This is a genomic window from Streptomyces sp. NPDC111744, assembly GCF_055634995.1.
On record NZ_JBVKCG010000005.1, the window covers coordinates 280839 to 306566 of the forward strand.

The 25728-nt window shown below is 71.9% G+C and carries 24 protein-coding genes and 1 tRNA gene; 4 read left to right on the top strand and 21 right to left on the bottom strand.

The window, feature by feature from the left end; translation table 11 throughout:
* Nucleotides 1-141: 141 nt before the first annotated feature.
* The 3 genes from ACZ7OO_RS13950 to ACZ7OO_RS13960 all read right to left on the bottom strand — a co-directional run bounded on the left by ACZ7OO_RS13950 (nucleotide 142) and on the right by ACZ7OO_RS13960 (nucleotide 5258).
* Nucleotides 142-612 carry a single-stranded DNA-binding protein gene (locus ACZ7OO_RS13950; RefSeq protein ID WP_471504594.1) on the bottom strand — a complete coding sequence of 157 codons (471 nt, stop codon included), beginning with the start codon at nucleotides 610-612 and terminating at the stop codon, nucleotides 142-144.
* A gap of 791 nt (nucleotides 613-1403) precedes the next feature.
* Nucleotides 1404-3647 carry a YfjP family GTPase gene (locus ACZ7OO_RS13955; protein WP_471504595.1) on the bottom strand — a complete coding sequence of 748 codons (2244 nt, stop codon included), beginning with the start codon at nucleotides 3645-3647 and terminating at the stop codon, nucleotides 1404-1406.
* 3 nt (nucleotides 3648-3650) lie between these two features.
* Complete coding sequence (locus ACZ7OO_RS13960) at nucleotides 3651-5258, bottom strand: dynamin family protein (RefSeq protein WP_471504597.1); 1608 nt, start codon at nucleotides 5256-5258, stop codon at nucleotides 3651-3653.
* Nucleotides 5259-5578: 320 nt separating this feature from the next.
* Between ACZ7OO_RS13960 and ACZ7OO_RS13965 the strand changes: the two genes are divergently transcribed.
* Nucleotides 5579-5654 (top strand) — tRNA-Arg (locus tag ACZ7OO_RS13965).
* 249 nt (nucleotides 5655-5903) lie between these two features.
* On the opposite strand, the gene ACZ7OO_RS13970 is transcribed toward ACZ7OO_RS13965, so the two are convergent.
* The 3 genes from ACZ7OO_RS13970 to ACZ7OO_RS13980 all read right to left on the bottom strand — a co-directional run bounded on the left by ACZ7OO_RS13970 (nucleotide 5904) and on the right by ACZ7OO_RS13980 (nucleotide 9224).
* The gene (locus ACZ7OO_RS13970) at nucleotides 5904-6434 is read right to left on the bottom strand and encodes a tyrosine-type recombinase/integrase (protein WP_471504599.1); all 531 of its coding nucleotides are present in this window, start codon (nucleotides 6432-6434) and stop codon (nucleotides 5904-5906) included.
* A gap of 382 nt (nucleotides 6435-6816) precedes the next feature.
* A complete protein-coding gene (locus tag ACZ7OO_RS13975) occupies nucleotides 6817-7230 on the bottom strand; it encodes a (2Fe-2S) ferredoxin domain-containing protein (RefSeq protein WP_471504601.1) in 414 nt (137 codons plus the stop codon).
* A complete protein-coding gene (locus ACZ7OO_RS13980; RefSeq protein ID WP_471504602.1) occupies nucleotides 7227-9224 on the bottom strand; it encodes a heavy metal translocating P-type ATPase in 1998 nt (665 codons plus the stop codon). Before ACZ7OO_RS13980 ends, ACZ7OO_RS13975 begins: the two co-directional genes overlap by 4 nt.
* 95 nt (nucleotides 9225-9319) lie before the next feature.
* Here ACZ7OO_RS13980 and ACZ7OO_RS13985 point away from each other — a divergent pair, with 95 nt between their 5' ends.
* The 3 genes from ACZ7OO_RS13985 to ACZ7OO_RS13995 all read left to right on the top strand — a co-directional run bounded on the left by ACZ7OO_RS13985 (nucleotide 9320) and on the right by ACZ7OO_RS13995 (nucleotide 11507).
* Entirely contained in the window at nucleotides 9320-9706 is a 387-nt protein-coding gene (locus tag ACZ7OO_RS13985; protein WP_471504604.1) for an ArsR/SmtB family transcription factor, read from the top strand.
* 327 nt (nucleotides 9707-10033) lie between these two features.
* On the top strand, nucleotides 10034-11095 hold the full coding sequence (locus tag ACZ7OO_RS13990) for a sodium:calcium antiporter (RefSeq protein ID WP_471504605.1): 1062 nt from the start codon (nucleotides 10034-10036) through the stop codon (nucleotides 11093-11095).
* A 238-nt stretch (nucleotides 11096-11333) separates the two neighbouring features.
* A complete protein-coding gene (locus ACZ7OO_RS13995) occupies nucleotides 11334-11507 on the top strand; it encodes a hypothetical protein (protein ID WP_471504607.1) in 174 nt (57 codons plus the stop codon).
* Between the two features lie 220 nt (nucleotides 11508-11727).
* On the opposite strand, the gene ACZ7OO_RS14000 is transcribed toward ACZ7OO_RS13995, so the two are convergent.
* The 15 genes from ACZ7OO_RS14000 to ACZ7OO_RS14070 all read right to left on the bottom strand — a co-directional run bounded on the left by ACZ7OO_RS14000 (nucleotide 11728) and on the right by ACZ7OO_RS14070 (nucleotide 25657).
* Nucleotides 11728-12417 carry a GAF and ANTAR domain-containing protein gene (locus ACZ7OO_RS14000; protein WP_471504608.1) on the bottom strand — a complete coding sequence of 230 codons (690 nt, stop codon included), beginning with the start codon at nucleotides 12415-12417 and terminating at the stop codon, nucleotides 11728-11730.
* A 168-nt stretch (nucleotides 12418-12585) separates the two neighbouring features.
* Nucleotides 12586-12894: an acyl carrier protein gene (locus ACZ7OO_RS14005; RefSeq protein ID WP_471504610.1), complete on the bottom strand. Its 309-nt coding sequence runs from the start codon at nucleotides 12892-12894 to the stop codon at nucleotides 12586-12588.
* 4 nt (nucleotides 12895-12898) lie between these two features.
* On the bottom strand, nucleotides 12899-13474 hold the full coding sequence (locus ACZ7OO_RS14010; RefSeq protein ID WP_471504611.1) for a nuclear transport factor 2 family protein: 576 nt from the start codon (nucleotides 13472-13474) through the stop codon (nucleotides 12899-12901).
* Nucleotides 13475-13509: 35 nt separating this feature from the next.
* Nucleotides 13510-13755 carry an acyl-CoA carboxylase subunit epsilon gene (locus ACZ7OO_RS14015; RefSeq protein WP_471504613.1) on the bottom strand — a complete coding sequence of 82 codons (246 nt, stop codon included), beginning with the start codon at nucleotides 13753-13755 and terminating at the stop codon, nucleotides 13510-13512.
* Nucleotides 13752-15263, bottom strand: a complete 1512-nt coding sequence (locus tag ACZ7OO_RS14020) for an acyl-CoA carboxylase subunit beta (protein WP_471504931.1) — start codon at nucleotides 15261-15263, stop codon at nucleotides 13752-13754. Before ACZ7OO_RS14020 ends, ACZ7OO_RS14015 begins: the two co-directional genes overlap by 4 nt.
* A 103-nt stretch (nucleotides 15264-15366) precedes the next feature.
* Entirely contained in the window at nucleotides 15367-16212 is an 846-nt protein-coding gene (locus ACZ7OO_RS14025; protein ID WP_471504615.1) for a 4'-phosphopantetheinyl transferase family protein, read from the bottom strand.
* Nucleotides 16213-16220: 8 nt separating this feature from the next.
* Nucleotides 16221-16676: an acyl carrier protein gene (locus ACZ7OO_RS14030; RefSeq protein WP_471504617.1), complete on the bottom strand. Its 456-nt coding sequence runs from the start codon at nucleotides 16674-16676 to the stop codon at nucleotides 16221-16223.
* 2 nt (nucleotides 16677-16678) lie between these two features.
* On the bottom strand, nucleotides 16679-18205 hold the full coding sequence (locus tag ACZ7OO_RS14035; protein ID WP_471504619.1) for an MFS transporter: 1527 nt from the start codon (nucleotides 18203-18205) through the stop codon (nucleotides 16679-16681).
* Nucleotides 18206-18209: 4 nt separating this feature from the next.
* A complete protein-coding gene (locus ACZ7OO_RS14040) occupies nucleotides 18210-20474 on the bottom strand; it encodes an SDR family oxidoreductase (RefSeq protein WP_471504620.1) in 2265 nt (754 codons plus the stop codon).
* A 3-nt stretch (nucleotides 20475-20477) separates the two neighbouring features.
* Entirely contained in the window at nucleotides 20478-21416 is a 939-nt protein-coding gene (locus ACZ7OO_RS14045) for an aromatase/cyclase (protein ID WP_471504622.1), read from the bottom strand.
* Between the two features lie 33 nt (nucleotides 21417-21449).
* A complete protein-coding gene (fabG, locus tag ACZ7OO_RS14050) occupies nucleotides 21450-22235 on the bottom strand; it encodes a 3-oxoacyl-ACP reductase FabG (protein ID WP_471504624.1) in 786 nt (261 codons plus the stop codon).
* Between the two features lie 108 nt (nucleotides 22236-22343).
* Nucleotides 22344-22619: an acyl carrier protein gene (locus tag ACZ7OO_RS14055; protein WP_471504625.1), complete on the bottom strand. Its 276-nt coding sequence runs from the start codon at nucleotides 22617-22619 to the stop codon at nucleotides 22344-22346.
* Between the two features lie 232 nt (nucleotides 22620-22851).
* Nucleotides 22852-24060 (bottom strand): ketosynthase chain-length factor, encoded by a 1209-nt coding sequence (locus ACZ7OO_RS14060; protein WP_471504627.1) that lies wholly within the window; start codon nucleotides 24058-24060, stop codon nucleotides 22852-22854.
* Nucleotides 24057-25331 (bottom strand): beta-ketoacyl-[acyl-carrier-protein] synthase family protein, encoded by a 1275-nt coding sequence (locus ACZ7OO_RS14065; RefSeq protein ID WP_471504629.1) that lies wholly within the window; start codon nucleotides 25329-25331, stop codon nucleotides 24057-24059. The genes ACZ7OO_RS14060 and ACZ7OO_RS14065 overlap by 4 nt, the downstream gene beginning before the upstream one ends.
* Nucleotides 25328-25657, bottom strand: coding sequence for a TcmI family type II polyketide cyclase (locus ACZ7OO_RS14070; RefSeq protein ID WP_217549284.1), 330 nt, complete (start codon nucleotides 25655-25657; stop codon nucleotides 25328-25330). The genes ACZ7OO_RS14065 and ACZ7OO_RS14070 overlap by 4 nt, the downstream gene beginning before the upstream one ends.
* Nucleotides 25658-25728: the final 71 nt, after the last annotated feature.

Genomic DNA, 25728 nt, shown 5'->3' on the forward strand with positions numbered 1-25728 from the left:
GATGAGCAGGGCTTATCGACAAATCCACCCGGCCGTCGCGGCGGGCGGTTCGGGGTGTATTCGCCGACAAGCCGTCAACGGGCGGCCAGACGGCCGTAGTTCGGTCGGGCCGTGGTCAACGGTTCGTCCCTCGGGCCGACTTCATGTCACCGCCAGCGGTTCCGACTGCTGTTGCGCGGTGGTGTCGGGAGACTCCGCCGGCGTCTCCCAGTTCGGCTCCGGCCGGGGCGGCGGTGCCGGTGCCGCCGTCTCCGGCTTCCCGGCCCGCCGGAAGGCCGCCGTACCGCGTGCGAGGTCGTGGCCGATCGCCACCGCGTCGATGTCGGCGGAGGTCCACTGCTGGCCCTCCCGGGTCTCGGTGCGCACCTTCAGCCGCCCCTGTACGACGACCGGGTCGCCGATCGACAGCGAGGCCGCCGCGTTGGTGGCGAGCTGCCGGTTGGCCCACACCGTGAAGAAGTTGGTGTGGCCGTCCGTCCAGGTGCTCTTCTCGCGGTCCCAGTAGCGTGAGGTCACCGCCAGCCGGAACCGCGCCGACGGTCCCGCCGCCAGCTCCCGGTAGACCGGCTGCGTCGCCACGTTTCCCACCGCGCAGACCAACGTCTCGTTCATCACGAACCCCTCCCTCCCCGGCCGCCGGGCCGGGGCGGATCCGCGTACGGGGCCGTCCCGTACGGCTGTGTCCACCGCGGCGGCCGCCCTCGTGGCGATCGCCGCGGGATTAGACTGCCGCGGCCGGGCCGGGGCCGCCGAGCGCTGTGGACCGCCGGTGACCTGTGGAAAACCCCACCACCCGAACGAGTGACCCATGTCCCCACGGCGGACCTCGCTCTGCCCCGGCTCCTGCCGGCCACACCGCGCCTCCGGCCTCGGGCCGCACCCATCTCCGCCCCCGCCGTGGGGCTGAGGTGTTGTGGGGGCGGCGGCGGTGGCCGGAGGTGTGGAGGCTCTCGGCCGGCTCGGACGTGTGGTGCCCGTGCCCGGGGCCGGGGGGGGCGGAGGTGTGGCGGGGCCCGCTGCGGCGCCCGGGGGGAAACCCGTGACCGGAGTCGGAGGTGCGTTGGGGCCCGCGGTCGGGGCCGGGGGTGCGTTGGGGCCCGCGGTCGAGGCCGGAGGTGTGAGGCCCGCGGTCGGGGCCGGGGGTCGGGTTGAGGCCCGTCCAGGGCCGGGGGTGTGGTTGAGGCCCGTGACCAGGGCCGGGGGTGTCGTGAGGCCCCGGCCGCCGGCCTCACCACATCCCCAGCCACCGCCACGGGCCCGCCGCACCCCCAGCCACCGCCGCGGACCTCAGACCTCACCCCCCCAGCCACCGCCGCTGAGCTCAGACCTCGCCCCCGGCCCTCCGCCGACGTCACACCACTCCGGCCCCCGCCGATGTCACCACGCCCCGGCCCCCGCCTACGTCACCCCACCCCCGCCCCCGCCCGCGTCACCCTGGCGTACTGCTCCCGTACCTCGCGGTACCGCAGCAGCTCGGCTGCCACCGGATCCAGTACCCGGGCCCGCCCGCAGCCGGCCGCCGCCTCGCGCAGTCGGCGTTCCGCCTCCAGGCCGTAGCGCCGGGCCGGCCCCCGTGCCGCCATCCGGCAGCCCCACTCGACCAGCGGGCCGCCGACGATCCCGGCGACCATCAGCAGCACCGGCACGCCCAGGTTGGGCGCCATCACCCCGGTGATCTGGCCCACCAGCCACAGCCCGCCGACCACCTGGAGGAGCGTCATGGCGGCCTGGGCGAGCACCGCCACCGGCCACCAGCCCGGCCGCGGCGGCCGCCCCGGTGGCAGCCCGGCCCGTGCGGCCAGGTCGTCGAGAGCCTCCGACAGGCCCTGTGAGCCGCGTACGGCCGCCTCGCGCACCGCCTGCGCCCAGGGCGCGGGCAGTCCGGCCGAGGCCCTTTCGGAGACCGTGCGCACCGCGTGCTCGACGCGCTGCCGCGCGGTGGCCTCCTCCTCCGGCAGGGCCTGCTGCAGGCGTCCCGTGGGCGGCTCGCCGCGCCCCTGGTACCAGCGCAACAGCCGCAGCCAGGGGGTGCCGCAGGCCCGGTTGGCATTGCGCAGCCAGGCGCGTTCGGCGGCCTCGCCTGCGGCCGTGGCACCCACCGCGTCGGCGAGCCGCGCGGCGAAGTCGTCGCGCGCCTCCTCGCTGAGCCCGGCGCGGCGCCCGGTGCCGTACACGGGCCGCAGCCGGGCCGCCGCGGCGTCCACGTCGGCGGCGACACGGCGGACCGCCGCGCCCCGCTCGGAGACGAACTGGCCGAGGGCCTCGCGCAGTTCCCCGATGCCGTCCCCGGTGAGCGCGGACAGGGCGAGCACGGTGGCACCCGGTTCCCCGTACTCGCCGAGCGCGACGCCGTCCTCGTCGAGTACCCGGCGCAGATCGTCGAGGACCAGGTCGGCGGCCTCGCCGGGGAGCCGGTCGGTCTGGTTGAGGACGATGAACATGACCTCCGCATGACCGGCCATGGGCCGCAGATAGCGCTCGTGGAGGACCGCGTCGGCGTACTTCTCGGGGTCGACGACCCAGATCACCGCGTCCACCAGCTTCAGGATCCGGTCGACGTGGTCGCGGTGCTGCACCACCGCCGAGTCGTGGTCGGGCAGGTCGATCAGGACCAGCCCGCGCAGCTGCGCGTCCGCCTCCGGGTTGTGCACGGGGCGGCGACGCAGCCGGCCGGGGATACCGAGCCGGTCGATCAGGGCCGCGCCGCCGTCGCTCCAGCTGCACGCGATGGGCGCGGCGGTGGTGGGCCGCCGTACGCCGGTCTCCGAGATGGCGACTCCGGCGAGCGCGTTGAACAGTTGCGACTTGCCGCTTCCGGTGGCACCGGCGATGGCGATGACGGTGTGCTGGCCGGAGAGCCTGCGCCGGGCGGCCGCCTCGTCCAGGACCCGGCCGGCCTCGGCGAGGGTGCGGCTGTCGAGGCGGGTGCGGGAGAGGCCGACGAGTTCGCGCAGCGCGTCGAGACGGGAGCGCAGCTTGCCGTCGTACGCCAGCGGGGCGGGGGGCGGGGCGCCCGGGCCCCGGGCCTCCAGGGCGGGGGCGGCCGTTTTGGCGGTCTCGGTGACCCGGCGGGCGATGAGGCCGTCGTCCCAGACGTCGTCGGCGCCGGCCGGGTCGTCGCCGCCCTGGTCACCTGGCTCCCGCTGCTGCCGCTCCTCCCGCTGCTCCCGCACGCGCGCGTGCGGGACGGTCTCGGTCTCGGCAGCGCCCTCGGCCTGGTCGGCGGGCTCCGCCTCGGCCCCGTTCCGGTCCTGGGGCCCGTCCGGTACGGAGTCCTTCGCGAGGCGCTGTTCTGGGTCCTTCACGGACTCCGGCGCGGAGTCCTTCACCGAGCCCGTGACCGAGCCGGTGACCGAGTCCTTCACCGGCTCCGTCACGCTGCCCTTCGCAGCGCCGTTCGCGGCGCCCTTCGCAGCGCCCGTCGCAGATTCCCTCACCGGGTCCGGAACGGAGTCGTGAGCGAGGTCCGGCACCGGATCCCGTCCCGGCCGTCCCTGCTCCCGCCCCGGCTCCCGTACGGCGTCCGGCGCGGAGTCCGCCGCGGTCCGGCCGCCTTCGAAGTCACTGGTGTAGTCACCCGTGTAGTCACCGGTGTGATCCATGCGTTCCATGTGATCCGTGTGGTCGTGGTCAGTGACGGCGGTCACCGGTCACCTCTCCTTCTGGAGGACGGACAGGGCGGCGATGAGTTCGGCCTGGGGTTCGGGGTGGACGTCGAGGGCGTCCAGCGGGGCGAGGCGGCGTTCACGTTCGATGTGCATGACGCGGTCCACGTGCTCGGTGAGCAGCCGTCCCCCGCGGTCGCGCAGCCGCAGCGCGCCGTGGGCACCGATGCGCTCGGCGAGCCGCTCCCCCGCCACCCGGGTGCGGCGGCCACCGAGCAGCGCGGTGGCCACCAGGGCGGCGACGGCCTCGGGGTCCGGCGCGACACTGCGGTCGAGCTCGCGCACCTCGTCGTCGGCGTACTCCTCCAGTTCGCGCCGCCAGCGCCGGACGGCGATACCGATGCGGTGCTCGGCGCTCTCCAGGGAGGGGTCGCGGTCGGTGAGTCCGGGGGCGGCGGAGGCGGGTTCGCGGCGCCAGGAGTCGTCGACGCGTTCGTCGGCGGCGGTGACGGCGCACAGCAGCAGCGCGGCGAGACTCTCCACCAGGGCGTCCAGCAGTTCACCGGCGGTGCAGTCCACGGGGAAGGCGCGCCAGCGCTTGAGGGCGTCACCGGCGAGGACGGCGCCGTTCTGCAGCCGGCCGCGCACGCGCGCGTGCTCGCTGTCGTAGGCCGTCTCGACCGCGGAGGTCAGCCGCAGGGCCGCGGCGTACTGGGCGGCGGTGGCTGCGGCCAGCTCGGGCATCCGGGCCTTGAGGGAGTCCAGGACGCCGTGGGCGGTGCGGGCCATGGTGTGCTGGCGGGCGCCGGGGTCATGGGCCTGCTGCAGGAGCCAGGCGCGCAGCGGGGCGACGGCGGTGGCCGGAAGCAGTCCGCCGCCCCACGCGGACTCGGGGAGCTCGGGCACGGTGAACCGGGGTACGTCGCCGAGCCCGGCCTTGGTGAGGAGGGCGCCGTACTGCCGGGAGACCTCGGAGACGACCTGGTGGGGCACCCGGTCGAGGACGGTCACCAGGGTGGCGTCGTACTCCTTGGCCGTGCGCAGCAGATGCCAGGGGACGGCGTCGGCGTAGCGCGCGGCCGTGGTGACCATCACCCAGATGTCGGCGGCGCAGATCAGTTCGGCGGCGAGCACGCGGTTGTCGACGACCAGGGAGTCGATGTCGGGGGCGTCGAGAAGGGCAAGGCCGCGCGGAAGGGTGTCGACGGTCTCGACGCGGAGCGCGCGCGGGGGGTTCTCACCGGGGAGGAGGGGGTCGTCGCCGGGTTCCTGGTGCGGTACCCACACGCGTGTGAGGTCGGGCAGCACGCGCATGCCGCTGAACCAGTGATGGTCCTCCGGATGACAGACCAGGACCGGCGTGCGGGTGGTCGGCCGCAGCACGCCCGCCTCACTGACCCGGCGGCCCACCAGAGAATTGACAAGGGTCGACTTGCCGGCACCGGTCGATCCGCCCACGACGGCCAGCAAGGGCGCTTCGGGCTCTTTGAGCCGGGGCACCAGATAGTCGTCGAGCTGTGCGAGCAGTTCGTCGCGATTGGCACGCGCGCGTGCGGCCCCCGCCAGGGGCAGCGGGAAGCGTGCGGCGGCGACACGGTCGCGCAGAGCGGAGAGTGTGTCGAGCAGCTGGGGCCGTACGTCCAAGGTCACCACATGCGAAGAATGCCCAATTTTAGGGGAATTCTGAAGCATATAGACATGTCTGCGCGCCGACAGAACACAACGGGCGGAAGGGACGACCGGGACGGAGGCACAGTCCAGGCATAACGAGTGCACAACACCCGGTGCGCCAGGCGCCAAAAGCGATGCACGATTCGTACCTGCCTGCGATTATCAGGACCGCTTCACCGAACCTCCACATTGAGCCACGGAGGCGAAGCAACTGGGACGAGGACCGGGGAGTTCTATCCTTGTCCCCGGCAACGTCACGGACCGGCCCGCACCGGGCAGTACGTACGAGGCCAGCACAGCCGGCCCCCGTAGCTCAGTGGATAGAGCAGGCGCCTTCTAAGCGCTTGGCCGCAGGTTCGAGTCCTGCCGGGGGCGCCACCGACCACCGGTCAGGCTGGCGATGTTTTCGCAGGTCAGGCTGCGTTTCCCTGGTCTTCCACGTTAATCGGATTCTTCGCCTGCGCTGGGGGCGAGTCCGGCTGGCACCGGCCAAAACCGGGCCCCTACGGGTGTCCGTCCCATATACGTCCCACAAAATCTGGGGTCGCGAGGCCGTTCTCTGCGCCCCTCCGAGCACACAAGAGAGCGACCTCGGAGCCCATCTTCGTGGGGTTCCGAGGCCGCCCTTCACGCCGCTACCTTCGGGAGGTCTTGGACGTCTTCGATCCGTTTCAGGTAGTCATCCAGCTGGCCGACGATGCAGCGTGCGTAAATGGCCAGCAGCACCGGCACGCTGTTTCCGGCCCACTCGGCGACCCGGGCGGGTGGGATGCCGTTGTTGAGCCATGTCGTCAGGCAGGTGTGACGCAAGTCGTACACGCGCTTGCCGGTCGGTGACTTGAACTCGTGCTCGTCCAGGATCTCCTCGCGTGCCTTCGCCCAGACACGCCGGAAGACCGAACCCGCCAGCATGCCCCCCTTCTCTCCCGGGAAGAGGAGGGCGGCGGGCTTGAGGTCGTACTCCTTGATGATCTCGCGGAGGAGTGCGACCAGGGAGGGATGGATGGGGACCGTGCGCGTGTCACCCTCGCCTCGGCCCTTGAGGTCCCGTTCCTCGTGGACGTCACCAGTGTCGGTCCACTGACTGCCGACTTCGGGCTGGGCTTCATGGACGAGGAACTCGCCCCAGCCCGTCTCCGGCAAGGTCGCGTCACCCACACGGAGGGCGACGGCCTCCTCGGGGCGGAGACCCGCGTAGTGCGGAGACCCGCGTAGTAGAGGGTGGCGAAGAAGGCCCGGTAGAGGCGTCCGCGACGCGGACGCCTGCCTATCCAGTCCAGCATCTGGGCAACCAGGTCGCGGTTCAGCAGGCACCGCTTCTCGATGGCCTGCGACGCAGCCGCGGCCCCATCGGATCCCGTGAGCCGCGCTCAGGGGCCCAGCTCTGTCCGTGGCCGTACCCCAGTCCGAGCAGGGCTGGCTGAAGACCCGATTCCTGGTCCCACCGACGCCGACGCTGTTGAGGAGCGGACGGATGACCGGGGAGTAGCGCGGCAGGGTGGCCAGCTTGCACCGCGCCGGATGCCCTCAGTTGGGGGGATCAGTCGTCGAGTTCGTGCCGGACGCGACGCGAGGGCTGGAAGGTGTACAGGTCGAGGATGTCGGGCGGGTCGACGAGGCCGGGGCCGCCCGCCTTGACCCAGCTGGTGATGTCGGCGGCGGCGTCGGGGTCGTTGACCTCGCCGAGCCAGACGGGTCGGCCGCCTGCTTTGCGGCCTTCGATGGAGGGCTGGATGACGATGACGTTGGCACGCTCGCAGGCGTCGAGGCAGTCGGTGCGCCGGACCATGGCGACACCGGCAAGCGAGATGCGGAGGTCGTTGAGCTGGGCTTCGTGGTCCAGGCGCGGGACTTTGGCCGGGGTGCCGCAGCAGCAGCCCCGGCATACGGTGACGGTGGGCCGGGCCGCCTGCGCCTTCGCGGTGGGAGCGGCCCGGCGGGTGCGCTTGCTCACTGGATGCCTTCGGTGCCGGCGCGCTTCCAGGCCGCATCGCGCAGCAGGCGTAGGCCGTTGAGGCCGACGATGACGGTGGAGCCTTCGTGGCCGAGGACGCCGAGCGGCAGCGGCAGGGTGGCGACCAGGTCCCAGATGACCAGGCCGGTGATGAACACCCCGGCGATGACCAGGTTCTGGACCACCAGACGCCGGGCCGCACGTGAGAGGGCCACCACCTTGGGAACGGTGGCGAGTTCGTCCCGGACGATGACCGCGTCGGCGGTTTCCAGGGCGAGGTCGGAGCCAGCGCGGCCCATGGCGATGCCGGTGTGGGCGGCGGCCAGGGCGGGGGCGTCGTTGACGCCGTCGCCGATGACCAGCACCTTGCGGCCACGAGCCTCCAGGCGGCGTACCGCCTCGACCTTGTCCTGCGGCAGGAGTCCGGCATGTACGTCGTCGGCCACGATGCCGACCTCGGTGGCAAGGCGGGCGGCGGCGCGCGGGTTGTCGCCCGTCACCAGCATCGGGGTGGTGCCGGTCAGCGCCTTCAGGGCGGTGACGGTGGCGGCTGCGTCCGGGCGGAGCCGGTCGGCGATGGCGAGAATCCCGGCCGGGATGCCGTCACACTCAACGAGGACGGTGGTGCGGCCGCCATTCTCCAGCTCCTCAGCAACAGCTGCCGCCCTGGCCGAGCGCGGGTCGGTGGCGCCGTTGAGGAGCCGGGCCGGGGCGCCGACCGCGATGGCGGCCTCGTTGATGGTGGCGGTCACGCCGATGCCGGGGGCGGAGTTGAAATCCCGCGTCCCGGGGATGTCCAGGCCGCGTTCACGGGCGCCGTCCACGATGGCGCGGGCCAAAGGGTGTTCGCTGGGGTGCTCGGCGGCGGCCGCCAGAGCCAGCAGGCTGTCCTCGTCGAGGTTGCTGCCGGTCAGGGGGCGGATGTCAGTGACGCGGGGAGTGCCTTCGGTGAGGGTGCCGGTCTTGTCCAGGGCGACTGAGTCGATCTGGCCGAGGCGTTCCATGACGACGGCGGACTTGACCAGGACGCCGTGGCGTCCGGCATTCGCGATGGCGGACAGCAGCGGCGGCATGGTGGCCAGGACCACGGCGCACGGCGAGGCAACGATCATGAAGGTCATGGCGCGCAGCAGCGAGCTGGTGAGGTCGGCGCCGAAGCCGAGCGGGACCGCGAAGACGGCCAGGGTCGCGGCGACCATGCCCAGGGAGTACCGCTGCTCGACCTTCTCGATGAACAACTGGGTGGGGGCTTTGGTTTCGGAGGCTTCCTCGACCATGGCCACGATCCGGGCGATCACCGAGTCGGAGGCATCCCGCTCGACCTTGACCCGTAGCGCGCCGGTGCCGTTCAGGGTGCCCGCGAACACCTCGTCGCCGGCCTCCTTGGCGACAGGCAGGGGCTCGCCGGTGATGGTGGCCTGATCGACTTCACTGGCCCCGTCCAGCACGCGGCCGTCGGCGCCGACCCGCTCGCCGGGACGGATGAGGGTGGTGTCCCCGACAGCCAGATCGGCCGTGGCAACGGTCTCCTCGCGGCCGTCGTCCCCAAGGCGGGTGGCAGTGGTCGGCGCGAGGTCGAGCAGGCCGCGGACCGCGTCCTGGGTACGGGCCGTGGCCAACGCCTCCAGGGCGCCGGAGGTGGCGAAGATGACGATCAGCAGCGCGCCGTCCATCACCTGCCCGATGGACGCCGCACCGATCGCGGCGACGACCATCAGCAGATCCACATCCAACGTCTTGTCCTTGAGAGCTTTGAGGCCCTCCCATGCCGGCTCCCAGCCGCCCGTGACGTAGGTGAGGGCGAGCAGCGGCCCCCACGCCCAGGCCGGTGCGCCGGTCAGCTGGAGCGGCAGCGCAATCAGGAACAACAGCAGGGCGGCTGCGGCCCAGCGTGCCTCGGCCAGCGCGAACACACGGGTGCGGCGTTTGGGGGCGGAGTCGCGCGCCGAAGCGGCGGCAGCCGGTGCCGGGCGTTCGACAAGGGCGGAAGGCATGGCAAAGAGACCCTTCACGGGTGTGGGGACTGCAACACCCTCACCATACAGGAATGAATGAATAGGTCTTCATTCATCATTGATAGGATGACGCCATGGGCCATGGAGTCGACGACAAAACCGCTGCCACCCCCCGCGAACGCCTGGATGCGGCGGGGGCTACCGATGTCGCCTCCACGCTCCAGGCACTGGCGACGCCGTCGCGGCTGTACATCCTCGCCCGCCTTCAGGAGGGGCCGTGCGCGGCCGGTGAACTCGCCGACGCGGTCGGCATGGAACAGTCCGCCTGCTCCCACCAGCTCAGGCTGCTGCGCAACCTCGGCCTGGTCACCGGCGAACGCCGCGGCCGCTCCATCATCTACAGCCTGTACGACAACCACGTCGCCGAACTCCTCGAACAGGCCCTCTACCACGTGGAACACCTGCGGCTCGGTCTGCACGACGCCCCCGCCGACACCAACATGGCCGCAGCCACGCCCTGACCACCTCCACCGGCGGAAACGGTGCCTCTGCGGCGCGTTCACCGCAGCGACCCGAGGGAGCCCGTGACGGGCCACGGTGTTCAGACAGACTGTGTACAGTGGGCCCCTGCGAAGGGGAGTAGCCCCGCAATACCGGTCGTCGACACACTGGAGCCCTCGAGTTCCCGGTGACCGGGCCCGTCTCCGTTGAGGATGCGGGTGGGCGAGACCTTCGGCCCATTGTCGACGACGTAAATCAGCGCGTCGGCGGGGTCGAAGCCGTCTGCCGCCCCGCGCGCTGGTCGTCCTCGAAGCCCCCGCCGATTGCGGGAAGGCCGGACGATACCCGTGATCCATTTCATACTGCTCATCGTGTGCGCGGTGGCGATCTACCTCTCCTGTGAGTGGTTCGTCAACGCGGTGGAGTGGCTGGGCGAGCGCCTCAATGTGGGGAAGATGGCGGTCGGCACGATCCTGGCCGCCTTCGGCACCGCCCTGCCCGAGTCCGTGGTCACCCTGGTCGCGGTGACCACCGGCGCCACCGACGAGGCCAAGAACATCGGCGTCGGCGCCGCCATGGGCGGCCCCCTCGCCCTGGCCACCGTCGCCTACGGTGTGACAGGAGCGATGCTGCTGCTCAAGCGGCGCCGGCAGCGCGTTGCCCTCCTCGCCGAGACGGGGATGGCCCCCTCCAACCCGGATGTCTATCCGGATGCCGAGGACGCCCTGGGAAGCGCCAAGGACATGAAGCGGCTGGCCAAGGACCAGAAGTGGTTCCTGCCGATCTTCGTCGTAAAGGTCGCCCTCGGCCTGGTCGCATTCGCCTTCAAGCCCGCTCTCGGTCTGCTGTTCTTCGCCGCGTACGCGGTCTACTTCTGGCGCGAGATCCGCGGCGGCCAGGACGACGACGAAGAGGGTGAGGAGCTGGAGCCGCTGAAGTTCCAGCCGAGGGCCGCCTCCCCTGCCACCTGGGCGGTGGTCGCCCAGACGCTGATCACCCTGGTGGTGATCTTCTTCGCGTCGCAGCTGTTCGTGAAGCAGCTCGACTCCATCGGCCCCATGATCGGCCTGTCCGCCTCGGTCACCGCGCTGCTGCTGTCCCCGATCGCCACCGAACTGCCCGAAATCATGAACGCGGTCATCTGGGTACGGCAGGGCAAGACCAAACTGGCGCTCGCCAACATCTCCGGCGCGATGATGATCCAGGCCACCGTGCCCAGCGGCCTGGGCTTGCTTTTCACCCGCTGGCACTTCGACGGCGCCCTGCTGTGGTCCGGGATCATCACCATGGCCGCGATCGTCTACCTCCTGCTGACCATGCGCGCCCACAAACTCACCCCCGGCCGCCTGGCGGTGGCCGGAGGGTTCTACGTGGTCTTCGCCATTGGACTCGTCCCCATCCTCAGCTGACGGAGGGCAGCCCCGCATTCCGCTGCCCGCACCATCAGCAGTGCGTCGGACCCAGGACCTTGCCAGCTCGCCGCGCTCCGCCAGCGGGCTGCCAAGGTCCCGCACGGCAGGCGTTCGGCACGCAGAACCTGACAGGGAACGGACCTGGCCGGACGACACCACACATGCCATCCACGAGTCCCAGACCCTGCGCATCGAGCGCGTCCACCAAGCAGACCCCCGCGAGGCCGCCTAAACCGTGGCCGCCTACGAGACGCCCGTCTCCGACCGGACGTGGCACCTCACCGCCACCGGCACCACCAGTGGCCAGCGGGCTGGTGGTGAGGCTGGTCTTTCGTGCGCGGCCGGCGGGCTGGGCGTGGCGGGTGCCGGTGTCGTGGGCGAGCGTTTCGGAGAGGTCGGCCAGCAGTGAGCTGGGGGTGTACGGGGATGCCGTGACGGTCCAGGTGGGCTGGTCGATGCTGGGGCCGGACCAGAGGGTCCAGGTGGTGAGGGTGCTGTTCGGCTGGTGGGCGGCGAATGCGTCGAACCGGGTGCTCCCGGGACGCCGGCCGTCACGACAGCGGCCCCGCCCACCCCGTCACGACAGCGACCCCGCCCACCCCGTCACGACAGCGACCCCGCCCGCCCCGTCACGACAGCGGGCCCTCTTCGCAGACCCGGCGGGCGACCTCGCGGAGCTTGATGTTGTTCTCCTGCGAGTAGCGGCGCAGTACGTCGAAGGCCTGCTCCTCGGTGAGGTGGTGGCAGCCCATCAGGATGCCCATGGCCTCGCCGATCAGGTGCCTGGTGGCGACGGCCCGTTCCAGCTGGGCCTGGGTGCGGGCGCTGGAGAAGGCGACCGCCGCATGGGAGGCCAGCAGCCAGCCGGCCAGTTCACTGGCCTCGGTGAAGGCGCCGGGCCGGTGGGAGTAGACGTTCAGCGCGCCGAGTTCCTCGTCCTCGGTGTACAGCAGGAAGCCCATCATGCTGCCCACGCCGAGCCGGCGGGCCTGAGGGGCGAATTCGGGCCAGCGGGGCTGCTCCCGGGTGAAGTCCCGGATGCGGAACACCCGCTCCTCGTTCTCGGTGTGGGCGACGTCGAAGCACGGGCCTTCGCCCAGCCGCTCCTGGAGCCGGTCGCTGTCGACGACCAGTTGGTCCGTGGGGGCGAGCGTGCGCACCTCCTTGCCGTGCAGCACCAGGATGCCGGCTGCGTCGCAGCCCTCCACCAGTTCCGTGGCCGCAGCGGTGATCCGGCCCAGGGTGGCGTCGACCGACTCCTGTGCCAGCAGATCCCGCGCCATCGACGCCAGCTGTTGTGCGAACCGAGCCCAGTCCATCGCATGCGCCGCCTCTCGGTCCGTCCCGCTCTCAGCATGTCACGCGGCGGGCGTCGGCCTCGGGGAGGTATGACATCGTTGTCAGGAGGGTGCTCCTGGGCCGATGAGCCGAGATGCCGGGCATCTCGCGCTCAACGGCACAGGAGCCTGGTGGCGGCCGCCGGGGTCTCAGGTCCGGTCGACCAAGTCGCTCAGGGTCGCGGCCAGTTCGCCCACCGACTGCTCGCGCAGGAGGTGGTGGGCGGGCACCGGCATGTTCAGGGCCGACTCCAGGGTGCGCTGGAGGGTCAGGGCCGTGAGGGAGTCGATGCCCTGGGTGTAGAGGGGGCGGTCGCGGGCGATGCGGTGGGCCGGGGGGATGTCCAGGTGCTGGGCCAGGCTCCGGCAGAGGAACACTTCGAACGCGCGCCGGCGGTCGTCGCCGGGAGTCTCGCGCAGTGCGCCCAGGTTGAGCGCGGTGGTCGGGGTTCCTGACACGGTCTCATCGTCCTTTCGGGTGGCGTGGGCGTGGCTGGGAACTGCGCAGTTCGCGGGGGTCGGGGCCGGGGCGCGGACCGGCCCCGTCGGACCACGTCAGGTGGAAGCGCCAGCGGCTGAGCCGCCAGCCGTCCGGGGTGCGGACGGCCTCGCCCTCGCTGTGGCCGCCGATGTCGAAGCGGCCGTCCGGGTCGGGACCGTCCTCGTGGTGCACATGGGACGCGACGAGGTGGATGCGGATCCGGGCGGTGTCCCCCTCGACCCGGATGCCGTAGTTGGCGGCCAGGTGGTGGGTGCGGGCGAAACGGGACTTGCGGTCGTAGTGGAAGGCGGCGGCCTCGTCGCGGCCCTCGACCGTGCCGACCGGGAACTCCAGACGGCAGTCCGGGGTGAAGACCGTGGCCGGCCAGGCGGGGTCGAAGCCGTGTTCGTCCTGGGTGTCGAGCAGGGTGATGTAACGGTCGATGAGTTCGGCGACGGCCGCGCGGTCCGCGAGTACGGCGAACTCGGCGCGCAGGGCGTCGAGTTCGGCACGCAGTTCGGGGACCGTGCCGACACGGTCGAGGGACGGGGACGTCATGGGGTCCGTGGCTCCAATTCGGGTGAGGGGGCCGGTCATGCCGCTGGACTGCCCGCGAGACGCCAGCCGCGGGGGTCGCGGTGCGCCGCGAGGCGTTCCGGGCGGCGCCAGCCGGCCACTGGGCGGGACTCGAGCGGGCACGGGTCCACCGCGGCCAGGGCGGCCGCGCGGGCGAGCAGGACGGTGGTCAGCGCGGCCAGCTCGGCGGGGCTCGCCGCGCCCTTCACGACCCTGATGACCAGGGCACCGTCCGTGCCGTTCACGCCCTCCGCCGCGCTCACTGCGGCGGGTTGCCGTGCTTGCGGCACGGCAGGTCGGCCTGCTTGCTGCGCAGCATCGCGAGGGCGCGGATCAGGGTGCTACGGGTCTGCCGCGGGTCGATGACGTCGTCGATCAGACCGCGTTCGGCCGCGTAGTAGGGGTGCATCAGCTCCGCCTGATACTCCTTGATCTTCTGGGCGCGGGTGGACTCGGGGTCGTCCGCCGCCGCGATCTCCCGGCGGAAGATGACGTTCGCCGCGCCCTCGGCGCCCATCACGGCGATCTCGTTGGACGGCCAGGCCAGCGCCAGGTCGGTGCCGATGGAGCGGGAGTCCATGACGATGTACGCGCCGCCGTACGCCTTGCGCAGCACCAGGGAGATGCGCGGCACGGTGGCGTTGCAGTACGCGTAGAGCAGCTTGGCGCCGCGCCGGATGATGCCGTTGTGCTCCTGGTCCACGCCCGGCAGGAATCCCGGTACGTCGATCAGGGTCACCAGCGGGATGTTGAAGGCGTCGCAGAACTGCACGAACCGCGCGGCCTTCTCGCTGGCGTCGATGTCCAGGACGCCGGCGAAGGACGCGGGCTGGCTGGCGACGATGCCGACGACCTCGCCGTCCAGCCGGGACAGCGCGCACACCACGTTGGTCGCGAAGCAGGGCTGGATCTCGAAGTAGTCGCCGTCGTCGACGATCTCCTCGATGACGGTACGGATGTCGTAGACCCGCCCGGGGTCCTCGGGGACGAGTTCCAGCAGGCGGTCGGTCCGGCGGTCCGCCGGGTCCGCGGCGGGCACTCTGGGCGGCAGGTCGCGGTTGTTGGACGGCAGCAGCGACAGCAGGTGCCGTACGTCCTCCATGCAGCTGCGTACGTCGTCGTAGGCGAAGTGGGCCACGCCGGAGGCGGTGGCGTGGACGTCGGCGCCGCCGAGGTCGTTCTGGCTGATCTCCTCGCCCGTCACCGCCTTGACCACGTCCGGTCCGGTGATGAACATCTGGGCGATGTCCCGGACCATGAAGACGAAGTCGGTCAGGGCCGGCGAGTAGGCGGCGCCGCCCGCGCAGGGGCCGAGCATCACGCTGATCTGCGGGATCACTCCGGAGGCGCGGGTGTTGCGCTGGAAGATGCCGCCGTAGCCGGCGAGGGCCGAGACGCCCTCCTGGATCCGGGCGCCGGCACCGTCGTTGAGGGACACCAGCGGGGCCCCCGCCGCCATGGCCATGTCCATGATCTTGTGGATCTTCTGGGCATGGGCCTCACCGAGGGCGCCGCCGAAGATGCGGAAGTCGTGCGCGTAGACGAAGACGGTACGGCCGTGGACCGTGCCCCAGCCGGTGATCACACCGTCGGTGTACGGCCGCTTCTTCTCCAGGCCGAAGCCGGTGGCCCGGTGCCGGCGGAGCATCTCGACCTCGTTGAACGACCCCTCGTCGAGCAGGAGTTCGATACGCTCGTACGCGGTGAGTTTGCCCTTGGCGTGCTGGCGTTCGGTGGCCAGCGGGTCGCCGTGCCGGGCGGCCTCCTTCATCAGGCCGAGCTCCTCGATACGCTCGGCGGCGGTCCACTGGCCACGATGCTCACGGTCGTGCAGGCTCGGGCGGCCGGTTTTCTGTTCGAGTGACATTGGTGGGTCACGCTCCCCAGTCGGATACTCCGGTGGTCGTGCCGTCGGCGCCCCGGCGCACGGGCACGCCCACGGTGCCGTCGGTGTCCAGGTCGACCGTCTGTCCCGCGTACAGCGCGACCGGCGGCACCCAGCGCACGGTGACCTGGTCCGGCGCCCCGCCGCGCACCGCGACGGCCGCGTTGTGCCGGGGCCCCGACGGCAGGTCGAGCAGCGTCCAGCCGGCCGGCCTGCGGTGCGCGTCGGCACCCAGGTAGTCATGGCCCGGGTCGCGGGACAGCCCGGTGCCCAGCGCCTTGAGATAGGCCTCCTTACGGGTCCACAGCCGGCCGAAGGCCGCACGCCGTTCCCCGGCGTCGTCGAGCGCCGCCAGCTCCGCCTGCTCCCCCGGGTGCAGCGCCGGGGTGCACACCTCGACGGTCTCGGCCCGCGGCAGCCGCTCCACGTCGGCGCCGACGACCGTACGGGAGACGGCGACCACGGCCATGCCGTGGCTGTGGGCCAGCGAGAAGTGCAGCGGCGGGTCGGGGTGGGCGACCGCCGGGCGGCCGTGCGGCTCGGCGCAGCCCGGGCAGGGCTCCCGCACGAACGGCACGTCCCGCGGGGCCAGCCCCAGGTAGGCCCCCAGCAGCCGGCGCAGGGCGACATGCGCGGAGGCGTACGTCACCCCGTCCGTGGGCCGGACGAAGGACGCGGTCCGCCTGCGCTCCGCCTCGCTCAGCTCGGTCAGGTCGAGAAGTTCGACCGCGGTCTCCAGCGGTGCCCGGCGGATCAGCCAGACGTCCAGCTGCCCGGCCGCCGGCAGCCGGGTCCCGGCCGCGAGGGCGGCCGCGCCGAACTCCAGGACCGGCATCTGCCCGATCACCTCGGGCTCGGCACGTCGTGCGCGACCAGGTGGTACTCGTCCTTCCCGGCGTGCTTGTGCGGGCTGTCCTCCGAGCCGAGCTGCCCGGCCAGGCACTCGACCAGCTCGGCGGCGCTGTTGGCGCGCAGCAGCTGGTTGAGGTTGACGTCGACGCGCAGCGCGGCCTCCATCCGGCACTGGAGCTCCAGGCCGTTGATGGACCCGATGCCGAGGCTGTTCATCGGGCGGCCCACGGTGTCAATGCTCTCCGGCGACACCCGCAGCACCCGGGCGAGCTCACCGCGCACGTACGCGTCGATGATCCGGGTGCGCTCGGCGAGGCCGACGGAGGCGAGGTGCTCGAGGCCGGGCGGGACCACCTCGACGATCTGGTCGTGCTCGAACTCGTAGTCCCAGTCGTCGAGATCGTCGTCCAGGTCGTCGAAGACCCAGGTCTGCGTTGTCTGGTCCATGGTCATTCCCCGTCGTGGAGTGAGGAGGGTGGGGTTCGGATCAGGCCGGTGAGGCCGACGAGCAGGCCCAGGAAACCGAGCACGGCCACCAGGGTCAGCGCGGGCCGGCAGGCGGCGGCCGCGGCGGCCGGTCCGGCACCGGGCGCGGGCGCCTGGGCGGCGAGCAGGGCGGCGACGAGCGCGACCGTGACGACCGCGGCGAGCTGTACGGCGGTCTGGTACAGGCCACTGCCGGTGAGCCTGTCGGCGGGCGCGAGGCGGGACATCGCCTGCATGTTCAGCGCGGCGAAGGACAGCACGAAACCGGCGCCGACCAGCAGGAGCGTGGGCAGTGTCCGGCCCTGGTAGTCCAACGGCCATGGATCCGGCCGCAGTTGGAGCAGATAGCCCGCGAAGGCGCAGGCGGCGCCGGCCACGATGAGACGGGGGGCGCCGAACCTGGCGACCAGGCGGCCGGAGGCCAGCGCGGTCAGCGCCGGGGGCGCGGCGGCCGGGACGAGGGCGAGGGCGCCGTGCAGGGGTGACCAGCCGGCGAGGGTCTGGGTCTGGTACGTCAGGACGAACAGGAGGCCCAGGTAGGAGCCGTTGAGACAGGCGGCGCCGGCGGCGGAGCGGAGCAGGGCCGGGTTGCTGCGCAGCGCGGGGCCGACTTTGAGCAGGGGGTCGGCCGATCTGTGCTCGATCTGCCCGAACGCGAGCAGCAGCAGGGCTGCGGCGCAGAGCGGCCCGACGGCTCTCGGGTCGCTCCAGCGGTGGGTGGCGAGTTGGGTGACGCCTTGGACGAGGGTCAGCAGGGCGCCCAGGAGGGTAAGGGCGCCCGGGATGTCGTAGCGCTGCAACGTCGTCGTTCGGGTGCGGCTCGGTGGGGGCTGGTCGCGCCCACGCGGCGGTAGCCGCACATCCAATACAGCCCCGCGCCCCTTTGGGGCGCCTGGAATCAGCCTCAGTCCAAAGGCGAACAGCACCAGCACCACCGGCGCCGGGAAGGCGAAGGCCCAGCGCCAGGATGCTTCCGTCAGCCAGCCGGAGAGGATCAGGCCTGCTGTGAAGCCGCCTGCGCCGAAGAGGGTGTAGACCGAGACCGCCCTGCTGCGGGGCCTGCCCTCGGGGAAGGTGCTGGTGATGATCGCCAGGCCGGTGGGGGCCGTCAGGGCCGCGCAGAAGCCCTTGATCAGACGGGTGGTGAGGAGTAGCCACGGGTCCTGGGCCAGGGCGCTGAGCACGGACGCGGCGGCGAAGGCGAGCAGCGCCGCCAGGTAGACGGGGCGGCGGCCGAGCAGGCTCACCACCCGGGCGCCGAACAGCAGCAGCCCGCCGAAGCCGGCGGCGAAGCCGGTCATCGCCCACTGGGTGACGGTCGGCGCCACCCCCAGGTCCGTGCCGATGGCGGGCAGCGCCACCACCGCGACGGACACCTCCAGAGCGTCGATGAGCATGTTGCCGGCGAGGACGAGCAGCAGGCCCCACAGACGGGGGCCGAACCGCTCGTCCGGGCCGGCGGCGACCGGTGACGGAAGGGTCCTGGTCACCGCGTCACCCGAGGAGCGTGCCGCCGCTCGCGTCGACGAAGGAGCCGGTGACCCAGCGGGCGTCGTCGGAGACGAGGAAGGCGATGACGTCGGCGACGTCCTGCGGTTCGCCGACCCGGTTGAAGGTGGACAGCGCCGACATGGCCTCGACGGCCTCGGGGATGCCGAACACCGGGTTGCCGTTGCGGGTGATCCCCGGGGCGACGCTGTTCACGGTGATCCCGCGCGGGCCGAGCAACTTGGCGTAGTGCAGAGCGAGTTGCTCCACCGCGCCCTTGCTCATGGCGTACGCGATCTCGTCCGGGTTGGCGAACCGGGTCAGCCCCGAGGAGATGTTCACGATCCGGCCGCCGTCGGGCATGTTGGCCAGCGCCCGCTGGATGACGAAGAACGGCGCCCTGGCATTGACCGCGAAGATCCGGTCGAACTGCTCCGGGGTGGTGTCCTCGGCCTTGACGCCGCCCATCACACCGGCGTTGTTGACCAGGATGTTCAGCTCGGTCTCGCCGGTGCGCTCCTTCAGCCCCGCCTCCAGCGCGAGGAACAGCTCGTGGACGTCACCGGGCGTGCCCAGCTCCGCCCTGACGGCGAACGCCCGGCCGCCGTCCTTCTCGATCCCGGCGACCACCTCGGTGGCGGCCTCCTCGCTGGTGCCGTAGTGCACGGCGACCAGCGCGCCGTCGGCGGCGAGCCGCTCGGCGGTGGCCCGGCCCATGCCCCGGCTGGCGCCGGTGACAAGGGCGGTCTTTCCGGTCAGGTTGCCCATCTTCCTTCTCCTGCCAGTCAGTTGTGGTGATCGGTCGGCGGCACGCGCGGTGGGCGCGAACCAGCGGCCGAGGGCCTCGCGCAGCCCGTCCGCCGAGCCGCCGGCCCAGGCGACGTAACCGTCGGGTCGTACCAGCACGGCCCCGAAGGAGAGCGGGCCGGTGTCGAGGGGCCGTGCGGTGACCGTGTCGACGGAGGCCGACCAGTCCCCGGCCGCCCCGGCCAGCGACTCGTCCGTCACGAGCAGCAGCCCGCGTGCCGAGTGCAGCAGTTCGGCGGTGGTCGCCCCCGAGTCGAGCCGCAGCTCGGGCAGCCGCGCGCCGACGAGCCCGGGCTGCTCGTCGCCGTACCGCACGTCGAGCCCGCTGATCATCCCGGCGAGGTGCGCCCGGACCTTCTCGTACGAGGTGAGTTCGCCGAAGACCGAGCGCACCGGGTCCACCTCGGGCCCGCCGAGCAGCAGCCGGGCCTGGGCGCGGATGTTGGACAGCACACGGCGCCCGACCGCGTGCCGTTCGTCGTGATAGCTGTCCAGCAGGCCCCGAGGGGCCCGGCCGAGGGCGGTGGCAGCGAGCTTCCAGCCCAGGTTGACCGCGTCCTGGAGGCCGAGGTTGAGGGCCTGGCCGCCGATCGGCATCTGCTGGTGGGCCGCGTCGCCGGCGAGCAGCACCCGGCCCGCGCGGTACCGCTCGGCCTGCCGGGAGGCGTCGCCGAAGGAGTTGACCCACAGCGGGGTGCCGTGGGCGATGTCCTCGCCGGTGACGTCCCGCCAGGCGGTGACGATGTCGGCGAACTCCGCCTCGCCCGAGCCGCGGGGCGGGGTGCCGAAACGGTGGACCATCACCCGGGTGACACCGTCGCCGCGCCGGGCGGCGATGGCGAGCCCGTTCGGCAGCCGCTGGAACCGCCGGTTCGGGATGTCGATGCCGTCGACGTCGGCGCGGATCAGCTCCCGCTCGGCGCCGTTGCCGGGGAAGGAGATGCCCGCGAGCCGTCGTACGACGGAGTGCTCGCCGTCGCAGCCGACGACGTAGCGGGCCGTGAACTCCGTCCGCCGGCCCTGGTGTTCGGCGACCACGGTCACGCGGTCGGCGTCCTCCAGCAGGGCGACGACCTCGTGCCCGCGCAGCACTCGCGCCCCGAGCCGGGCGGCCCAGGCGCCGAGGAGTTCCTCGGTGCGGGTCTGCGGGACCTTCCACTGCCCGGGGTGGCTGCTGGGCAGGGTGAGGTCGAGCGGGAGGCCGCCGAAGTGGCCGCGGGGCTCGTGGGGGGGTGGCTCGGGGTCGCCGAAGCCGCCGGGGCCGTCGAGCAGGCCGCGCTGTCGCAGCAGCTCCATGGTGCGGGCGTGCAGGGTGGATGCCCGTGACTCCGTTGTCGGGGCGTCCAGCCGTTCCAGTACGGTCACGTCGGCGCCGCCGAGCCGCAGTTCCCCGGCGAGCATCAGCCCGACGGGTCCGGCGCCGACCACCACGACGTGTGTCTCGACAGCGTCGGCACCGGCCATGGGTCAGCGCCTCGCTTCGGCGTACGCCTTGGCGTGGTTCAGGGTGGCGCGGCTGTTGGTGCTGAGCGCGCCCTGGACGTAGTCGCGGGCCTCGGCGACACCCGCGTCGGGACCGAGGATCTTCTCGATGTTCTCGGGGCGCAGCACGACGGTGTGCTGCGAGGAGGCGAAGGTGCCCTCGTCCGTCTCGCGGAAGGTCCAGTAGCCGGTGTGCAGGTTCATCAGGGCCGGCAGGGTGGTCTGCTTGTAGGCGATCTTCCGGCCGTCCAGGCAGACCCGGTACGACTTGGTGGTGTGCGTGGAGCCGTCCTTGGCGCGGGTGTCCATCTCCAGGGTCTGCAGGCCCGGGGTGTCCTCGGTGAGGCGGACGGTCGCCACGTGCGGCAGCCGCTCCGACCAGCGGTCGGCCTCGTTGACGAAGTCGTAGAGGTCCTTGGCCGAGCCGTCGACCTCGACGGTGTCCTCGAAGGAGAAGGTCAGCTCCTCGGAGGCGGTGGCGAGTTCGACGTTCGTCTTCAGCGCGGCCAGTTCGGAGCGGGAGTTGCGGTCGACGGCCTCGTCGATCCAGGCGAGCCCGGCCGGGTCGTCGTCGACGGCGGTGTAGTCGTGCAGCAGCCGGATGCGGGCGGTGGTGTCGTCGAGCGGCTCGATGATCCAGGTGCCGCCCATACTCGCGACGGGGGGCGTGGAGACCGTCTGCCGGAAGGTGATCCGCAGACCGTCGGGGTCGAGGACCCGGCGCGAGGTCCAGTTCTTGGCGTCGCCGTTGGCGGTGGCCCAGATCCCGATGAGCTCCTCGTTGCCGGAGCGCTCCAGGTGGTCGACGTAGATGGTCGGCGGGAAGATCCGCGGCCAGTTGGCCACGTCGGCGATCAGCCGGTAGACCTCGGCAGCCGGCGCCGAGACGGTGATCTCGTGCTCGACTTCCTTGGGCTCGGACATGGGTTGACTCCTTGGCGGGTACGGGGGCCGGGATCAGAAGTTGCCGAGGCCGCCGCAGACGTTGAGGGCCTGGGCGGTGATGGAGGCGGCGGTGTCGGAGGCGAGGTAGCCGACGAGTCCGGCGACCTCTTCGGGGGTGGAGTAGCGGCCGAGCGGGATCTTCGCCGTGAACTTGTCGAGGATGACGTCCTCGGAGGTGTCGTAGGCGGCCGCGTAACCGGCGCGGACGCGCTGGGCCATGGGGGTCTCGACATACCCCGGGCAGACGGCGTTGACGGTGATGCCGGTGGGGGCGAGCTCGTTGCCCAGGGCCTTGGTGAAGCCGACGACCCCGTGCTTGGAGGCGGAGTACGGCGCTCCGAGCACGACCCCCTGCTTCCCGGCCGTGGACGCGATGTTGATGATCCGCCCCCGGCTCTTGTCCCGCATGCCGCCGGTGGTGAGGGCGGCACGGGTGAGGCGGAAGACGCTGTTGAGGTTGGTCTCGACGACGTCGTACCAGAGCTCGTCCTCGATGTCGGCGGTCACCCCGCCGCCGGACCGGCCGGCGTTGTTGACCAGGACGTCGACGGTGCCGTAGCGGTCGACGGCCGCCTGGACGAAGTTCGCGATGGACAGCGCGGACCGGACGTCGAGGGTGGTCCCGTCGACCTCCAGTCCTTCTCCGCGCAGTTCCTTGACGGTCCGCTCCACGTTCGCGGCGTCCCGGGAGCCGATGAAGACGCGGTGGCCCTGCTGGGCCAGCAGCCGCGCCGAGGCGAGGCCGATTCCGCTGGTGGCCCCGGAGACCAGGGCGACCTTCTGCTGCTGTTCGGACATGTCTGCCGCTCCCTTTCAGGGCGTTCAGGTCTTTCCGGGCATGGAGAGGCCGCCGGCGCCCGGAACGAACGGGGGCGGGCGCCGGCGGCCGGAGGGGATGGAGAGAGGTCAGGCCGCGGTGGCGGCGACGTCGCCGAGCTGCGTGTTGACGAGGGCGAGCAGCTCTCGGGGGGTCTTCGCCTCGGTCACGACGGCGTCGTCCAGCGTGATGTCGTACTCCCGCTCGATACGCCCGCAGGTCTCCAGGATGGCGAGCGACTCGTAGCTGAGCTCCTCGAAGTCGGTGTCGAGGATGTCCCCGTCGAGATCGACGCTCTCATCGGCACCGGCGGCCTCCAGCAGGATCCGCTTGAGGTCGTCGAGGGTGAAGGACTGGGTGGCCACGGTGATCTTCCTTTCGGTTCTGCGAATGGGAACACCCGCCCTTCCGGCCCGGGCGTGGGAGAGAGTGGTGGGCCGGAAGGGCGGGTGTGACTTGGGGGCTGAGGCCGGTGGGGGCTGGGGGCGGGGCGCTTACCGGCGCCGGCAGGGTGCCGCCGCGCCCACCTGTGCCGCCCCCGCGGCACGACTGCCCGCGGCTGTGTGACCGGCGCGAGTTCAGCGCACCGTCGGCGGACTACGCCCGTACGACCATCGCCGAGTTGAACCCGGCATACCCCCGGGCCAGCACCAGCGCCGTGCGCACCTCGGTGGCCCGCGCCTCCCCCACCACCAGGTCCAGGTCGTACGAGGCTTCCGCCTCGACATGCACCGTCGCCGGCACAATCCCGTCCCTGATCGCGAGCAGTGCCGTGGCCACGTCCAGCGGCGCGGCCCCCGAGTTCAGCCGCCCGGTCATCGTCTTCGGCGCGGTCACCGGCACCCCGTGCGGTCCGAACACGTCGCTCAACGCGTCCGCCTCCACCCGGTCCAGCTCCGGCACGGCCGCCGCGTCGGCGAAGACGACGTCCACGTCGGCCGCGTCCACGCCCGCGTCCGCGAGCGCCAGTTCGACGGCCTTGCGCAGCCCCGGCGGCCGCCCGCTGCCCGGCGCCGGGTCGAACGTCGCGCCGTACCCGGCGATCTCCCCGTACACCCGGGCGTCCCGCCGCTTGGCAGTCTCCTCGGCCTCCAGGATCAGGATCGCCCCACCCTCGCCGGCCACATGCCCGGCCGCGGCCGCGTCGAACGGCAGGTACGACCGCTCGGGCTCCTCCGCCGTGGACAGCCGGTCGCTGGCCAGCTGCGCCACCCACCCCCACGGGCAGATGGACGCGTCGATCGCCCCGGAGACGATGAGCTGCGTCCCCTTCCGGATCTGCCGGCGCGCGTGGGCCAGCGCCTCCAGGCCGCCGGCCTGGTCCGACACGACGACCCCGCTCGGCCCCTTCATCCCGTTGCGGATGGAGATCTGGCCGCTGTTGACGGCGTAGAACCAGGCGAACGACTGGTATGCCGAGACGAACTGACTGCCCTGGCTCCACAGCTTCTGCAGCTCGCCCTGGCCGAACTCGAAACCGCCCGACGAGCTGGCGGTGACCACGCCCATGTCGTACGCGGGCAGGTCGGCGGGGCGGACGTCCGCGTCGGCCAGCGCCCAGTCCGTCGCGACGAGCGCGAGCCGGGTCATGTGGTCGGTCTGGGCGAGCAGCCGGCTCGGCAGATGCTCGCCCGCGCTGAACCCGGGCACCTCCCCGGCCAGTTTCGCCGGGTACCCGGACGGGTCGAACCGGGTGATCCGGGCGATGCCGCTCTTCCCGGACCGGGCTGCCGCCCAGTAGTCGTTCGTGCCGAGACCGTTGGGCGCGGCGATGCCGAGCCCGGTCACAACCGTGCGCGTGCTCATGCTGCCGCGCTCCTCTCCGGTCGGGCGAGCACCATCGCGCTCTGGAAGCCGCCGAACCCGCTGCCCACGGTGAGCACCGCGTCGGTGCGGTGCTCCCGGGCGGTGAGCGGCACGTAGTCCAGGTCGCACTCGGGGTCGGGGGTGTGCAGGTTCGCCGTCGGGGGCACCACGTTGTGCTCCATGGCGAGGACGGACGCGGCGATCTCGATGGAGCCGATCGCGCCGAGCGAGTGCCCGACCATCGACTTGATGGAGGACACCGGGGTCCGGTACGCGTGGTCGCCGAGGCTCTTCTTGAACGCGGCGGTCTCGTGCCGGTCGTTCTGCTTGGTGCCGGAGCCGTGCGCGTTGATGTAGTCGATGGCGTCGGGGTTGAGGTGCGCCTCGTCCAACGCGACCGTGATGGCCTCGGCCATCTCGGCGCCGTCCGGGCGCAGTCCGGTCATGTGGAAGGCGTTGCAGCGCGAGGCGTACCCGGCGATCTCGGCGTAGATGTGGGCCCCCCTCGCCCTCGCGGCCTCCAGCTCCTCCAGGACGAACACCGCGGAGCCCTCGCCGAGGACGAACCCGTTGCGGGTGCCGTCGAAGGGGCGGGAGGCGTGCTCGGGGTCGTCGTTGCGCGGGGTGGTGGCCTTGATGGCGTCGAAGCAGGCGAGGGTGATCGGGGAGATCGGGGCGTCGGTGGCGCCGGCGATCATCGCGCAGGCGGAGCCCTCCCGGATCAGCTCGACGGCGTGCCCGACGGAGTCAAGACCCGAGGTGCAGCCGGTGGACACGACGGTGGCCGCGCCCTCGGCACCCACCGACCAGGCCACCTCGGCGGCGAAGGAGCTGGGCACCAGGTAGTTGTAGAGGTGCGGGACGGCGTAGGTGTGGTCGACCAGGTCGAGCCTGCCGCCGTCGCTGACCACCCGGTACTCCTGGTCGAGGCCCATGGTCGCGCCGACCGCGCTGCCGATGGTGACCCCGACCCGGTGCGGGTCGGCGCCGGACAGGTCGAGCCCGCTGTCGGCGAGCGCCTCGCGGGCGCAGACGACCGCCAGCTGGGCCGCGCGGTCCATCCGCCGTATCTCCTGCGGGCTGAGCCCGTGGTCCTCCGGGTCGAAGTCGACCTCGGCGGCGACCCGGGACCGGAAGGAGGACGGGTCGAAGAAGGTGATGCCGCGGGTCGCGGTGCGGCCCTCGCTGAGCAGGTTCCAGAAGTTCTTCGTGCCGACACCACCGGGGGCGATGACCCCGACCCCGGTGATGACCACTCGCCTGGCGTTCACGCCCGGCCCTCCCAGTCGTAGAAGCGCGTGGCGACCGCGTCGGCGGGAGACCGCCAGGTGGCGGGGTCGTACGCCTGGATGAACGGCTTGAGGTCCTCGCTGATCCGCACGAACCGCGGATCGGTCTTGGCCGACTCGATGAGCTCACCGCCGTTGTCGGTGTCGAAGTGCTGGAGGTGGAAGTACAGCCCGCGGTAGGCGAACAGCTCGCGCCGCCGGGTGCCCATGAGATGCGGCATCTCGGTCTCGTCGAACTCCTTGAACAACCGGGCGACTTCCTGACTGTGAGCCGGCTCCATACGAGCGACGATCAGGGTGCTGTGCATGGGGATTCTCCTCAAAGAGGTCCAGCAAAAAGCGCCCCTTCAGGGGCGCGGGGAACTGCGCGACCAGCCAC

Excerpts from the sequence above, each read along its gene's own strand:
- ACZ7OO_RS13950 (WP_471504594.1), bottom strand. The coding sequence starts at position 612 with ATGAACGAGACGTTGGTCTGCGCGGTGGGAAACGTGGCGACGCAGCCG.
- ACZ7OO_RS13980 (WP_471504602.1), bottom strand. The coding sequence starts at position 9,224 with ATGCCTTCCGCCCTTGTCGAACGCCCGGCACCGGCTGCCGCCGCTTCG.
- ACZ7OO_RS13985 (WP_471504604.1), top strand. The coding sequence starts at position 9,320 with ATGGGCCATGGAGTCGACGACAAAACCGCTGCCACCCCCCGCGAACGC.
- ACZ7OO_RS14000 (WP_471504608.1), bottom strand. The coding sequence starts at position 12,417 with ATGGACTGGGCTCGGTTCGCACAACAGCTGGCGTCGATGGCGCGGGAT.
- ACZ7OO_RS14010 (WP_471504611.1), bottom strand. The coding sequence starts at position 13,474 with ATGACGTCCCCGTCCCTCGACCGTGTCGGCACGGTCCCCGAACTGCGT.
- ACZ7OO_RS14020 (WP_471504931.1), bottom strand. The coding sequence starts at position 15,263 with ATGAAGGAGGCCGCCCGGCACGGCGACCCGCTGGCCACCGAACGCCAG.
- ACZ7OO_RS14025 (WP_471504615.1), bottom strand. The coding sequence starts at position 16,212 with ATGCCGGTCCTGGAGTTCGGCGCGGCCGCCCTCGCGGCCGGGACCCGG.
- ACZ7OO_RS14030 (WP_471504617.1), bottom strand. The coding sequence starts at position 16,676 with ATGGACCAGACAACGCAGACCTGGGTCTTCGACGACCTGGACGACGAT.
- ACZ7OO_RS14040 (WP_471504620.1), bottom strand. The coding sequence starts at position 20,474 with ATGGCCGGTGCCGACGCTGTCGAGACACACGTCGTGGTGGTCGGCGCC.
- ACZ7OO_RS14045 (WP_471504622.1), bottom strand. The coding sequence starts at position 21,416 with ATGTCCGAGCCCAAGGAAGTCGAGCACGAGATCACCGTCTCGGCGCCG.
- fabG (WP_471504624.1), bottom strand. The coding sequence starts at position 22,235 with ATGTCCGAACAGCAGCAGAAGGTCGCCCTGGTCTCCGGGGCCACCAGC.
- ACZ7OO_RS14060 (WP_471504627.1), bottom strand. The coding sequence starts at position 24,060 with ATGAGCACGCGCACGGTTGTGACCGGGCTCGGCATCGCCGCGCCCAAC.
- ACZ7OO_RS14070 (WP_217549284.1), bottom strand. The coding sequence starts at position 25,657 with ATGCACAGCACCCTGATCGTCGCTCGTATGGAGCCGGCTCACAGTCAG.